Genomic DNA, 13039 nt, shown 5'->3' on the forward strand with positions numbered 1-13039 from the left:
AGTTTTTAGTTGTCTTTGTTGCGGGTGTCCATAATCTTTTCCTGGATGCTCTTGGGTACTTCCGTGTAATGGCTGGGCTGCATGGTGTACTGGCCGCGGCCCTGCGTGCTCGAACGCAGCGCGGTCGCATAGCCGAACATCTCGCTCAGCGGAACGGCAGCGCTGATCGCCTGCACGCCGCCGCGCGGCTCCATGCCCTGGATCTGGCCGCGGCGGGCATTCAGGCCGCCGATGACATCGCCCATATAATCCTCCGGCACCATAACGTCAACCTGCATGATAGGCTCCATCAGAACCGGATCCGCCTTCTTCATCGCTTCCTTGAACGCCATGGAACCGGCGATCTTGAACGCCATTTCAGAGGAGTCAACCTCGTGGTAGGAACCGTCGTACAGGGTAACCTTGACGTCGACTACCGGATAACCCGCCAGGATACCGGCCTGCATCGCACCCTGGATACCCTGGTTGACAGGCTCGATATATTCCTTCGGAATCGCGCCGCCGACGATCTTGTTGATGAACTCGTAGCCCTTGCCGGACTCGTTCGGTTCAACAATAATCTTGACGTGGCCGTACTGGCCCTTACCGCCGGACTGACGCGCATACTTCTGATCCACGTCCGCAGAGCGGCGGATGGTTTCCTTGTAAGCAACCTGCGGCTCACCGACGTTCGCCTCTACCTTGAACTCGCGCAGCAGGCGGTCAACGATGATTTCGAGGTGCAGCTCGCCCATGCCGGCGATGATGGTCTGACCGGTTTCCTCGTCGGTGTAGGTCTTGAAGGTCGGGTCCTCTTCCGCCAGCTTGGCCAGCGCAATACCCATCTTCTCCTGACCGGCCTTGGTCTTAGGCTCGATCGCAACGCGGATAACCGGCTCTGGGAAGTTCATGGACTCCAGGATGATCGGGTGTTTCTCGTCGCAGAGCGTATCACCCGTGGTGGTATTCTTAAAGCCGATGCCCGCGGCGATATCGCCCGAATAAACCACGTCGATATCCTGACGGTGGTTTGCGTGCATCTGCAGGATGCGGCCCAGACGCTCACGCTGGTCCTTGGTCGCGTTGAGGACCGAGGAGCCCGCGGTGATCGTACCCGAGTAGACGCGGAAGAACGTCAGACGGCCGACAAACGGGTCGGTCGCGATCTTGAACGCCAACGCGGAGAACGGCGCCTCATCGGAAGACGGACGGGTATCATCCTCGCCGGTCTTGGGGTTGACGCCCTTGATATCCTCGATATCGGTCGGCGCCGGCATATAGTCGATAACCGCGTCGAGCAGCATCTGCACGCCCTTGTTGCGGTAAGCGGTGCCGCACAGAACGGGAACGATCTGATTGCCGATAGTACCCTTGCGGATCGCAGCCTTAACCTCCGCAGCGGAGATTTCCTCGCCCTCGAGGTACTTCATCATGAGGTCCTCGTCAAGCTCGGCAGCGGCTTCCCACAGCGCGTCGTGATACTCCTGCGCCTGGTCCATCATATCGGCCGGAATATCCTCGTCGCGGACATCCTTGCCGAGATCGTCATAATAAACCTCTGCACGCATGGTCACCAGGTCGATGATGCCGCGGAAGGTCTCCTCCACGCCGATCGGGAGCTGGATCGGGACTGCGTTGCACTTGAGGCGGTCCTTCATCATGCTGACAACATTGAAGAAGTCGGCGCCCATGATGTCCATCTTGTTGACGAACGCCATACGCGGCACCTTGTAATCATCAGCCTGATGCCAAACCGTTTCGGACTGAGGCTCAACGCCGCCCTTGGCGCAGAAAACGGTGACCGAACCGTCCAGCACGCGCAGCGAGCGCTGTACCTCGATGGTGAAGTCAACGTGGCCCGGGGTGTCGATGATGTTGATGCGATGCTCCGGAAACTGATGCTGGGAGCCCGACCAGTGGCAGGTGGTGGCGGCGGAGGTGATGGTGATGCCGCGCTCCTGCTCCTGCTCCATCCAGTCCATCGTGGCGGTACCGTCGTGGGTATCGCCGATCTTGTGGTTTACACCGGTGTAGTACAGAATACGCTCGGTGGTAGTGGTTTTACCGGCGTCGATGTGCGCCATGATGCCGATATTTCTGGTTCTTTCCAGGGAATATTCTCTAGGCATATTGCTCTCCTTTCAAAGCGTAAAACGGATCGCAGATTAATAGCGGTAGTGCGCGAATGCCTTGTTCGCTTCCGCCATCTTGTGCGTATCCTCACGCTTCTTCACAGCGCCGCCCAGATTGTTGCACGCGTCCATGATCTCGCCGGCCAGGCGCTCGCGCATAGTCTTCTCGCTGCGGGCGCGGGCATACTTGGTAATCCAGCGCAGGCCCAGGGTCTGACGACGCTCCGGACGGACTTCCATCGGCACCTGATAGGTGGCGCCGCCTACACGGCGGGCCTTGACTTCGAGCGACGGCATGATGTTCTCCATCGCTTCCGTAAAGACCTCCAGCGGTTCACGTCCGGTCTTCTCGCGGACGATATCAAAAGCACCATAAACGACCTTCTGCGAAACGCCTTTCTTGCCGTCCAGCATGATCGAGTTGACCAGCTTGGTGACAAGCTTGGAGTTGTAAAGCGGATCGGGCAGAACGTCTCTCTTCGGGACATTACCTCTTCTTGGCACTTTGCTTCCCTCCTTCAAAAATATTTGATTTCATAGGTACTCCGGCTCAGCACATAGGGCAAGCCGTTGTAATGCCTGTCCGAGGTAATACACCCGCATATGCAATCGGATATAAAACGCCTCAGACAAAGCATGAGAGTGCTTTGCTGAAAAAAACTTTAACTTTTCTCGCAAAACGTGTGGGTCGGCAGCTTACTTGCCTGCCTTCGGACGCTTAGCGCCGTACTTGGAACGAGCCTGACGGCGGTTTGCCACGCCCTGAGTATCCAGCGTGCCGCGGATGATGTGGTAACGGACGCCGGGAAGGTCCTTTACACGGCCGCCGCGGACCATAACGACAGAGTGCTCCTGCAGGTTGTGACCTTCGCCCGGGATGTAAGCGGAAACTTCCATCTGGTTGGTCAGCTTGACACGAGCAACCTTACGAAGCGCGGAGTTCGGCTTCTTCGGCGTCATGGTTTTAACCGTCGTGCAGACGCCGCGCTTCTGCGGAGCGGACTGGTCGGTGGCTTTCTTCTTCTGAGAGTTATAGCCTACCTGAAGAGCCGGCGCCGTAGATTTGTAAACGACTGCCTCGCGCCCCTTACGGACGAGTTGGTTAAAAGTTGGCATTTTATTTCCTCCTTCTTTCAAAAGTATTTATGAAAAACGCGCGCCGCGCGTATTCCATCAAGCAGCATCAGCGCAGGACTGTGACGACCGCAGCGCCGACATCGATGCCCGCCGCGTCCCCCAGTTCCGCCATAGTGGTGATCTCCGTGATCCTGGTATCCGTCTCGCTGCAAAGCTCGTAAATGGGACCTACCACGCGTTTTTCCGCGTCCAGCGCAACATAGACCTCAGCCGCCGCGCCGTCCCGAATCGCCTTTTTCGACTGCTTCACACCGATGACCTTGTGCGCCGTGCGAAGTTCTGAAAGCATACTAACCCTCCTATACGGCATACTTCATTAGTATAATTGCTTTCCGGCATGAAGTCAAGCATTTTTACAGAGATTTTTCACCATTTCTGCCATAATACGCGTTTGCCGCATCGTTCACGGCGGAAAAATGCGCCGCTGACTGCAAAAACAAGGGAACGCCTTTCAGCATTCCCCTGTTTTGCAGAATTTATACTTTTCCGGTTCAGCCGAGATCGACCGTCTGCTCGTAATGTCCGTCGCAGTATTCGGTCATGCCGGAGCCTGCTGGAATCAGCTTGCCGATGATGACGTTTTCCTTCAGGCCCATCAGCGGGTCTACCTTGCCCTTGATCGCGGCGTCGGTCAGTACGCGGGTCGTTTCCTGGAACGACGCGGCGGACATCCAGGAGTCGGTCGCCAGCGACGCCTTGGTGATACCCATGAGCGTCGGCTCGGCCACCGCCAGACGGAGGCCCTCCTCGCCCGCGTCGATGCGGTCCTGCACCTTCTGGTTGTAGTCCTCAAACTCAAGCAGGTCCATTACCGAGCCGGGCAGCACCTCTGCGTCGCCCGCGTCCTCGACGCGCACCTTGCGCATCATCTGACGCACGATAACCTCGATATGCTTGTCGTTGATATCAACGCCCTGTTGGCGGTAAACCTTCTGCACTTCCTTGATCTCATAGTCATGCACCGCACGCGGATCGAGGATGCGCAGGATATCATGCGGGTTGAGCGAGCCTTCGTTGAGCTGGAAGCCCTGCTCGACCTCCTGCCCATCGGTCACGCGGATGCCGGAAGACGACGCGAGCTGGTAGGAACGCATATCGCCCGTTTCCGAATTGACGATGTTGACCGTCTTGACCGTGGTGCGCTTGGACTCCTCAATGTTGACGATGCCGCTGATCTCCGCAAGGGTCGCGGCCTTCTTGGGCTTGCGCGCCTCGAACAGCTCTTCAACACGCGGAAGACCCTGCGTGATGTCCGAGCCGGCAACGCCGCCGGTGTGGAACGTACGCATGGTGAGCTGGGTTCCCGGCTCGCCGATGGACTGCGCGGCGATGATGCCGACCGCCTCGCCCTTGCCGACCGGCGTACCCATCGCCAGGTTCATGCCATAGCAGTGCGAGCAGACGCCCTTGCGTGCGCGGCATTCGAGGACCGAGCGGATCTGTACGCGGGTGATGCCGGCCGCGATGATCGCGTCCGCGTCCGCATCGTTCATCATCTTGCTCTTGGGTACGATCAACGCGCCCGTTGCCGGATCGCAGATATCGTCGACCGGATACCGGCCGAGCAGACGCTCGCGCAGCGGCTCGATGACCTGGTTGCCTTCCTTGATATCCTCTACCCAGATGCCCTTGGCCGCGCCGCAGTCCTCCTCGCGGATGATTACGTCCTGGGAAACGTCTACCAGGCGGCGGGTCAGGTAACCGGAGTCCGCGGTACGCAGCGCGGTATCCGCCAGACCTTTACGCGCGCCGCGCGCAGAAATGAAGTATTCCAAAACCGAGAGGCCCTCACGGAAGTTGGACTTAATCGGAATCTCGATCGTCTTACCCGAGGTGGACGCCATCAGACCGCGCATACCGGCGAGCTGACGGATCTGGTTGATCGAACCACGCGCGCCGGAATCGGCCATCATGTGGATCGGGTTGAAGCGCTGCTCACGCATGTTTTCCTGCAGCTTGGCGGTAACCTTTTTGGTCGTGGATTCCCACTCGGCGACCGTCAGGCGGTAGCGCTCGTCGTCCGTGATAAAGCCGCGCTTGTATTTTTTATCGATCTTGGCGACCTGCTGCTCGGATTCATGGATCAGGGTCGCCTTGTCGTCCGGCACCAGCATATCGGCCACCGCAACGGTCAGCGCGCCCTTGGTCGAATATTTGTAGCCCATCGCCTTGATGGAGTCGAGCACCTCGGCCGTTACATTGAAACCATGCACATGGATGCACTTGTCAATGATCTTGCCCAGCTCTTTTTTGCCGCAGGTGAACATGATCTCCAGATCGAATTTCTTGTCCGGATCCGAGCGGTCGACAAAGCCGAGGTCCTGCGGAATGCGTTCGTTGAAGATCAGGCGGCCCGGCGTCGCGTCCACAATGCGGCTCTCCAGCTTGCCGTTGATCTCCTTGGTCACGCGCACCTTGATCGGCGCGTGGATGCCGACAACACCCTCCGCATAAGCCATCAGCGCTTCATCGGCGTCGCGGAACACCTTGCCGGTACCCGGCTCGGTATCGCGGTCGATAGTCAGGTAATAGGAACCCAGCACCATATCCTGCGACGGTACGGTGACCGGCTTGCCGTCCTGCGGCTTGAGCAGGTTGTTGGCGGACAGCATGAGCAGGCGCGCCTCGGCCTGCGCCTCCGCGGACAGCGGCACATGAACCGCCATCTGGTCGCCGTCGAAGTCCGCGTTGAACGCCGTACAGACGAGCGGATGCAGACGGATGGCGCGGCCCTCAACCAGCACGGGCTCGAACGCCTGGATGCCCAGGCGGTGCAGCGTCGGCGCGCGGTTGAGCATGACCGGATGGCCCTTGATGATGCCGGCGAGCACGTCCCAAACCTCGGGCTTGGCGCGCTCGACCATCTTCTTGGCGGACTTGATGTTGGACGCCGTGCCGTCCTCCACCAGCTTTTTCATTACAAACGGCTTGAACAGCTCAAGCGCCATCTCTTTGGGCAGGCCGCACTGGTAAATCTTCAGATCCGGACCGACAACGATAACCGAACGGCCGGAGTAGTCGACACGCTTGCCGAGCAGGTTCTGACGGAAGCGGCCCTGCTTGCCCTTGAGCATGTCGGACAAGCTCTTGAGGGCGCGGTTGTTCGGGCCGGTGACCGGACGGCCGCGGCGGCCGTTGTCGATGAGCGCGTCCACGGCTTCCTGGAGCATGCGCTTCTCGTTGCGCACGATGATATCGGGTGCGCCCAGCTCCAACAGGCGTTTCAGACGGTTGTTGCGGTTGATGACGCGGCGGTACAGGTCGTTGAGGTCCGAGGTCGCGAAACGGCCGCCGTCGAGCTGCACCATGGGGCGGATCTCCGGCGGGATGACCGGAACCACGTCCATAATCATCCATTCCGGACGGTTGTGCGACAGCCGGAACGACTCGACGACCTCCAGGCGCTTGATGATGCGCAGGCGCTTCTGTCCGGAGGACTCGCGCAGCTCCGCGGTCAGCTCCTTGGAAAGCTGGTCGAGGTCCAGTTCCTGCAGCAGCTCCTTGATCGCCTCCGCACCCATGCCGGCGCGGAAATCGTCCTCGTACTTTTCGCGCATGTCGCGGTACTCCGCCTCGGTCAGAATCTGCTTTTTCATCAGCGGGGTATCGCCCGGATCGATCACAATATAGTTGGCAAAGTACAGGACCTTTTCCAGCACGCGCGGACTGATATCCAGGATCAGGCCCATGCGGGACGGGATGCCCTTGAAATACCAGATGTGCGAGACGGGCGCGGCCAGCTCAATGTGGCCCATGCGCTCGCGGCGGACTTTGGCGCGCGTGACCTCGACGCCGCACTTGTCGCAGATCTTGCCCTTGAAGCGGACCTTTTTATATTTACCGCAGTGGCACTCCCAGTCCTTGGTTGGGCCAAAGATGCGCTCGCAGAACAGGCCGTCCTTTTCCGGCTTGAGCGTGCGGTAGTTAATGGTTTCGGGTTTTTTGACTTCACCATACGACCACTCGCGGATCAGGTCGGGCGAGGCCAGGCCGATCTTGATGGCGTTAAACGTATGATATCCCATATATTTTCAGATGCTCCTTCCCAATTCACAGATGATTCCGGCCGGCCGCTGACTTATTCGTCCAGGCCGTCGTCAAAATCATCTTCGGCATCGTCGCCGCCCTCGTCGGCGCTGTCCAGTGCAAAGAGATCGGTGTCGCCCTCCTCGGCGTCGTTGATGCCGAAGCCGGCGGCGGTGAATTCATCATCCGCGCCCGAAACAGCCTGCTCCATCGGGCGGATGAAATCTGCATCGTCATCCTCGTCGTCCGCCAGCTCGATAACCTCCATGTTCTCGTCGAGCACCTGGATATCCAGGCACAGGCTCTGCAGCTCCTTGACCAGAACCTTGAAGGATTCCGGCACGCCCGGCTGCGGCACGTTATGGCCCTTGACGATCGCCTCATAGGTCTTGACACGGCCGGTGATATCGTCCGACTTGACGGTCAGAATCTCCTGCAGGGTGTAGGCGGCGCCGTAGGCTTCGAGCGCCCAGACTTCCATTTCGCCGAAGCGCTGGCCGCCGAACTGCGCCTTGCCGCCCAGCGGCTGCTGGGTGACCAGCGAGTACGGGCCGGTCGAACGCGCGTGAATCTTATCGTCTACCAAGTGGTGCAGCTTGAGGTAGTACATATAACCGACGGTAACGCGGTTGTCAAACTGCTCGCCCGTGCGTCCGTCGTAAACAACGCTCTTGCCATCCTCGCCCACGCCGGCGGCAACCAGGGTCTCCTTGATGTCGTCCAGGGTCGCACCGTCGAACACAGGGGTTTCAACCTTCCAGCCGAGCTTTTTCGCCGCGAAGCCGAGGTGTACCTCGAGCACCTGCCCGATGTTCATACGGGACGGAACGCCCAACGGGTTGAGCACGATATCAAGCGGACGGCCGTCCTCCAGGAAGGGCATATCCTCCTGCGGCAGAATGCGGGACACAACGCCCTTGTTGCCGTGGCGGCCCGCCATCTTGTCGCCGACCGAAATTTTGCGCTTCTGCGCGATATACACGCGCACAACCATGTTCACGCCCGGCGAAAGCTCGTCGCCGTTCTCGCGGGTGAACACCTTGACGTCCACCACGATACCGGATTCGCCGTGCGGCGCGCGCAGCGAGGTGTCGCGCACCTCGCGCGCCTTTTCACCGAAGATCGCGCGCAGCAGGCGTTCCTCGGCGGTCAGCTCGGTCTCGCCCTTGGGGGTCACCTTGCCGACCAGGATGTCGCCCGCCTGCACCTCCGCGCCCACGCGGATAATGCCGCGCTCGTCGAGGTTGCGCAGCGCGTCCTCGCCGACGTTCGGGATATCGCGGGTGATCTCCTCCGGCCCGAGCTTGGTGTCGCGGGATTCGGATTCATATTCTTCAATGTGGATCGAGGTATACACGTCGTCGCGCACCAGCCGCTCGTTGAGCAGGACGGCGTCCTCGTAGTTATAACCCTCCCAGGTCATAAAGCCGATCAGCGCGTTCTTGCCGAGCGCGATCTCGCCCTTATCGGTCGAGGGGCCGTCCGCCAGCACGTCGCCCGCCTTGACGCGCTCGCCCAGATCGACGATCGGGCGCATGTTGATGCAGGTGGACTGGTTGGAGCGCAGGAACTTGGTCAGATGATAGGTCTTTTCCTCGCCGTTGTCATACTGTACGACGACCTCGCGCGCGGTTACGCGGGTGACGACGCCGTCGCCCTCGGCCAGCGGGATGGTACCCGAGTCAACCGCCGCCTTGTATTCCATGCCGGTGGCGACCACGGGCGCTTCGGTCTTTAACAGCGGCACGGCCTGACGCTGCATGTTCGCGCCCATGAGCGCGCGGTTTGCGTCGTCATGCTCGAGGAACGGGATAAACGCGGTCGCGACCGAGACCATCATGCGGGGCGAAACGTCCATCAGGTCAACGTCCTTGCGGTCAACCTCGACGAACTCGTCGCGCATGCGGCAGGTGACGCGGTCGTTGAGCAGGTAGCCGTTTTCATCGATCGGCTCGGTGGCCTGACAGACAATATACTCGTCCTCCACGTCCGCAGTCATATACTGCACCTGGTCGGTCACGCGGCCGTTTTCCTTATCGATGATGCGGTACGGCGCTTCGATGAAGCCGAAATCGTTGATCCGCGCATAGGTCGCCAGATACGAGATCAGGCCGATGTTCGGACCTTCCGGCGTCTCAATCGGACACAGGCGGCCGTAGTGCGAATAGTGTACGTCGCGCACCTCAAAGGAGGCGCGGTCGCGCGACAGACCGCCGGGGCCGAGCGCGGACATACGGCGCTTATGCGTCAGCTCTGCCAGCGGGTTGTTCTGATCCATGAACTGGGACAGCGGCGAGGAGCCGAAGAACTCCTTGATGGCCGCGGTCACCGGACGGATGTTGATGAGCGACTGCGGGGTGACGATGTCCAGATCCTGAATGGTCATGCGCTCGCGGATAACGCGCTCCATGCGGCTGAAGCCGATACGGAACTGGTTCTGGAGCAGCTCGCCCACACAGCGCAGGCGGCGGTTGCCCAGATGGTCGATGTCGTCGGTCGTGCCGATGCCGTGACCCAGGTTGAGCAGGTAGCAGATCGAGGCGAGCATGTCGTCCACGATGATGGTTTTGGGAATCAGGTCATGGATGCGGGTCTGCACGGTCTTTTTCAGTTCGTCGCCCGAAACGCCGGAATCGATGATTTCCTTGAGTACGGAGAAGCGCACCTTTTCCTTTACGTCCAGCTCCTCGGCGGTAAAGCCGGTGTACTCCTGGAAGTCGCCGATATCGACCATGCCGTTGCCGAACACCTTGACGGCCGTTCCCTCGCTCGATTCAATCACCGCATGGTTGACGCCCCGACGGGACAGCAGGCGCGCCTTGTCGCGGGTGAGGATTTCCTCCCCCTCGGCCAGCACCTCGCCGGTCATGGGATCGACCACCGGCTCGAGCAGCTTATGGCCGGTGATGCGGCGGGCAATATCCAGCTTCTTGTTGTATTTATAGCGGCCGACCGCGGAAATATCATAGCGGCGCACGTCGAAGAACATCGCGTCCATCAGGCTGGTCGCGGACTCGACCGTGGGCGGCTCGCCCGGGCGCATTTTCTTGTAAATCTCAATCAGCGCCTCGTCCGGCGTATGGGCGGGGTCCTTGTCGAGCGTGGCGACGATCAGCGGGTCCTCGCCGAACAGCTCCTTGATCTCCGCGTCGGTCTTGACGCCGATGGCGCGGATAAAGCTGGTGATCGGGATTTTGCGGTTCTTGTCGATGCGGACGTAGAACACGTCGTTCGCATCGGTCTCATATTCGAGCCACGCGCCGCGGTACGGGATAACGGTTGCCGACAGCAGCAGCTTATCGGTCTTGTCATACTCCCTGCCATAGTAGACGCCAGGCGAACGGACGAGCTGGGAGACAATCGCGCGCTCCGCGCCGTTGATGATAAAGGTCGCGGAGTCGGTCATCTTCGGGAAATCGCCCATGAAGATCTCCTGCTCCTTGATCTCGCCGGTCTCCTTGTTGCGCAGGCGCATGCGGACCTTGAGCGGCGAAGCATATGTGGCGTCGCGCGCCTTGCATTCCTCCACGCTGTACTTCGGCGCCTCGTCCATCGAGTAATCGAGGAACGAAAGCTCCAGATTTCCGGTGTAGTCCGTGATGGACGCGGTATCGGCGAAAACCTCGCGCAGTCCTTCGTCAAGGAACCACTGGTAGGACTTTTTCTGCACCTCGATCAGATTGGGCATCTCCAATATCTCGTTGATGCGTGCAAAGCTCTTTCGCGTGGTTTTGCCGTGCTGTACGTCTTTCACCTTCATGTGCTTTGATCACTCCGTTTCTTTCGGCTGTGTTGGTGTTGATACGCCCGGCGGCGTGGCAAAAATATCATTTTGGGTCTTGCATTTTGACCAAGACCGTGCTAACATGTATTTAGGAATCGGGATAATTTCCCGATTTTGTTAAGCGTTTTATTATACCATGATTTTGCATAATAAGTCAAGGATATTTTTGTATAAAAAGGGAATGGATTTTTCCATTCCCTTTTGCTTTTGTGCTAATTTTCCAGAGAACCGCGCGTTTCGCGCTCCTCCCGCTCCTCCGCGATGAACATAATGCCGAACACCGCCAGCAGCGGCGCGCAGGTCAGCAGCAGCGCCCGCTCCCCCAGCCAGCCGGTCGCAAAGCTGCCCAGCACCGCGCCCAGGATGAAAAACAGGATGATCGCATAGTAATTGCGCATCTTTTTCGCGGCGCCGCGGTCGCCGGTCTGCCGCCAGATGACAAGCTGCTCGGTGCCGGAGCGCAGGTTGCCGGTACACATGGTTGTGGCGATCGCGCTGCCCTGCACCTTGCGGAACGCTTCCACCTGCAGCGCGCAGACGAATGAGATCACGCTGTTGACAACCGTGTTCCGCTCCTGCGGCAAAAAGGCCATGCAGGCGACCAGCACGGTTTCCGCAAGGACGATGATCTGCCGCCAGTGGATATTGATATCCCGATTTTGCTGCGCCTTATACCGGTGCTTGACCACCTCGGCCGCCACAACGCCGACCGCGAACGCCACAATCGGCACCAGATAGCCCAGCGCGCGCATCCATTCCCGCTGCGCCAGCTCCAGCCCGAACAGCACAATGTTGCCGGTCTGCGCATTGGCGAACACACCGCCGCGGCACAGGTAGGTATAAGCGTCGAAAAAGCCGCCCGCCACGGCCAGCAGCGCGCCCAGCAGGAGCGATTCGGACATTTGCCCCCGTATCCGTTTCAATTTTCTTTCCCCATTTCTTTCGGTATCTGGTTTCAGTATAGCAAAAAACACCGTGCGGTTCAACCGGCCGCACGGTGTTCTGCTTATTCTTCCGGAAGGGTTTCCGGAAAATCCGTATCGAGCATGCGTCTGGGGAAGCGCTTCAGCTCGGTTTCATCCTGATCGCGCATAACGCAGTCCGCGCACATCCCGTAGCTGTTGATTTCGATTTCATCGAAAGTGCAGCGGCCCTTTTGATAGTGAATGCACCACTTGTTTTCGCATACAATCGTGTTCATACATATCAACTCCCCTTTAATTTTAATGCCCCTCAAGGATGTATGCCTTACCAGAAAAATCTATGGTATCCTTACATGGTATTTTTCTAAGGTATTCTATTTTCTGCATTTCCTGTAAACTATTATCAGGTGAGCAGTATGAAATGGAGCATTCGGCGTCCTCTCGAAAAAGAAGAGAGCGTCTATAAAACAATTTACATCAAGCAGTCGCTTGTTTCCAAAATTGACGCAATCGCAAAGGAGAACGACACAAGTTGGAACAACGTCGTCATCTCCATGATCGAAACCTGCCTCGAGGACGAGCCGTAGCCCCCTCCCCGCAGGTCCCTCCCTATATAAAAAACGTCCGGCCCAGGGCCGGACGTTTTTTTATTGCAGTCATTTATCCCCCGCGATACGGATGCGGTTGACCGCCTTTTTCAATTTGATCTGCGCGATGTCATGCTCATGGTCGCTTTCTTTCTGCTGCAGGGTCTGGCGGGCGCGTTCCGCGGCCTCCTCGGCGCGGTGAACGTCGATTTCATCCGCCCACTCGCAGGTGCGCGCCAGCACGACGGTTTCCTCCTTGGAAACGTCCACAAAGCCGCCGGCAACCGCCGCCACGCGCTTTTCCCCATCCTTGAGGATGGTCAAGCCGCCGATGCCGAGCGCCGCCGTATACGGCACATGGTTCGGCAGGATGCCAACGTCGCCCTGCGTTGTGCGGACAACGATCCGGTCAACCACATCGTCGTAAAAGCAGCGGTCCACGGTCAGTACTTTCAAGTGAAAGGTAGCCAT

At 58.9% G+C, this 13039-nt stretch carries 10 protein-coding genes; 1 reads left to right on the top strand and 9 read right to left on the bottom strand.

Annotation, left to right across the window (positions count from 1 at the left end):
- Nucleotides 1-5: 5 nt before the first annotated feature.
- The 8 genes from fusA to ACYQ3S_RS06490 form a co-directional block, all read right to left on the bottom strand.
- On the bottom strand, nt 6-2108 hold the full coding sequence (gene fusA, locus ACYQ3S_RS06455) for an elongation factor G (RefSeq protein WP_459687946.1): 2103 nt from the start codon (nt 2106-2108) through the stop codon (nt 6-8).
- 36 nt (nt 2109-2144) lie between these two features.
- Nucleotides 2145-2615: a 30S ribosomal protein S7 gene (gene rpsG / locus ACYQ3S_RS06460; protein WP_054327683.1), complete on the bottom strand. Its 471-nt coding sequence runs from the start codon at nt 2613-2615 to the stop codon at nt 2145-2147.
- A 192-nt stretch (nt 2616-2807) separates the two neighbouring features.
- Nucleotides 2808-3227 carry a 30S ribosomal protein S12 gene (gene rpsL, locus ACYQ3S_RS06465; RefSeq protein WP_054327684.1) on the bottom strand — a complete coding sequence of 140 codons (420 nt, stop codon included), beginning with the start codon at nt 3225-3227 and terminating at the stop codon, nt 2808-2810.
- Nucleotides 3228-3294: 67 nt separating this feature from the next.
- A complete protein-coding gene (locus ACYQ3S_RS06470) occupies nt 3295-3537 on the bottom strand; it encodes a ribosomal L7Ae/L30e/S12e/Gadd45 family protein (RefSeq protein ID WP_054327685.1) in 243 nt (80 codons plus the stop codon).
- A gap of 202 nt (nt 3538-3739) precedes the next feature.
- On the bottom strand, nt 3740-7273 hold the full coding sequence (rpoC, locus tag ACYQ3S_RS06475; RefSeq protein ID WP_459687949.1) for a DNA-directed RNA polymerase subunit beta': 3534 nt from the start codon (nt 7271-7273) through the stop codon (nt 3740-3742).
- A 53-nt stretch (nt 7274-7326) separates the two neighbouring features.
- Nucleotides 7327-11034, bottom strand: coding sequence for a DNA-directed RNA polymerase subunit beta (rpoB, locus tag ACYQ3S_RS06480; RefSeq protein ID WP_459687951.1), 3708 nt, complete (start codon nt 11032-11034; stop codon nt 7327-7329).
- Between the two features lie 236 nt (nt 11035-11270).
- A complete protein-coding gene (locus tag ACYQ3S_RS06485) occupies nt 11271-11960 on the bottom strand; it encodes a YoaK family protein (RefSeq protein ID WP_459687953.1) in 690 nt (229 codons plus the stop codon).
- Between the two features lie 104 nt (nt 11961-12064).
- Entirely contained in the window at nt 12065-12259 is a 195-nt protein-coding gene (locus ACYQ3S_RS06490) for a hypothetical protein (RefSeq protein ID WP_459687955.1), read from the bottom strand.
- Nucleotides 12260-12397: 138 nt separating this feature from the next.
- Here ACYQ3S_RS06490 and ACYQ3S_RS06495 point away from each other — a divergent pair, with 138 nt between their 5' ends.
- The gene (locus ACYQ3S_RS06495) at nt 12398-12568 is read left to right on the top strand and encodes a hypothetical protein (protein WP_459687957.1); all 171 of its coding nucleotides are present in this window, start codon (nt 12398-12400) and stop codon (nt 12566-12568) included.
- A gap of 69 nt (nt 12569-12637) precedes the next feature.
- Here ACYQ3S_RS06495 and atpC read toward each other — a convergent pair whose 3' ends face one another.
- Entirely contained in the window at nt 12638-13039 is a 402-nt protein-coding gene (gene atpC, locus ACYQ3S_RS06500) for an ATP synthase F1 subunit epsilon (RefSeq protein ID WP_459687959.1), read from the bottom strand.

The sequence above is a fragment of the Agathobaculum sp. TL06 genome, assembly GCF_054658635.1.

Excerpts from the sequence above, each read along its gene's own strand:
- rpoB (WP_459687951.1), bottom strand. The coding sequence starts at position 11,034 with ATGAAGGTGAAAGACGTACAGCACGGCAAAACCACGCGAAAGAGCTTT.
- ACYQ3S_RS06490 (WP_459687955.1), bottom strand. The coding sequence starts at position 12,259 with ATGAACACGATTGTATGCGAAAACAAGTGGTGCATTCACTATCAAAAG.
- ACYQ3S_RS06485 (WP_459687953.1), bottom strand. The coding sequence starts at position 11,960 with ATGTCCGAATCGCTCCTGCTGGGCGCGCTGCTGGCCGTGGCGGGCGGC.
- ACYQ3S_RS06470 (WP_054327685.1), bottom strand. The coding sequence starts at position 3,537 with ATGCTTTCAGAACTTCGCACGGCGCACAAGGTCATCGGTGTGAAGCAG.
- atpC (WP_459687959.1), bottom strand. The coding sequence starts at position 13,039 with ATGGCTACCTTTCACTTGAAAGTACTGACCGTGGACCGCTGCTTTTAC.
- rpoC (WP_459687949.1), bottom strand. The coding sequence starts at position 7,273 with ATGGGATATCATACGTTTAACGCCATCAAGATCGGCCTGGCCTCGCCC.
- fusA (WP_459687946.1), bottom strand. The coding sequence starts at position 2,108 with ATGCCTAGAGAATATTCCCTGGAAAGAACCAGAAATATCGGCATCATG.
- rpsL (WP_054327684.1), bottom strand. The coding sequence starts at position 3,227 with ATGCCAACTTTTAACCAACTCGTCCGTAAGGGGCGCGAGGCAGTCGTT.
- ACYQ3S_RS06495 (WP_459687957.1), top strand. The coding sequence starts at position 12,398 with ATGAAATGGAGCATTCGGCGTCCTCTCGAAAAAGAAGAGAGCGTCTAT.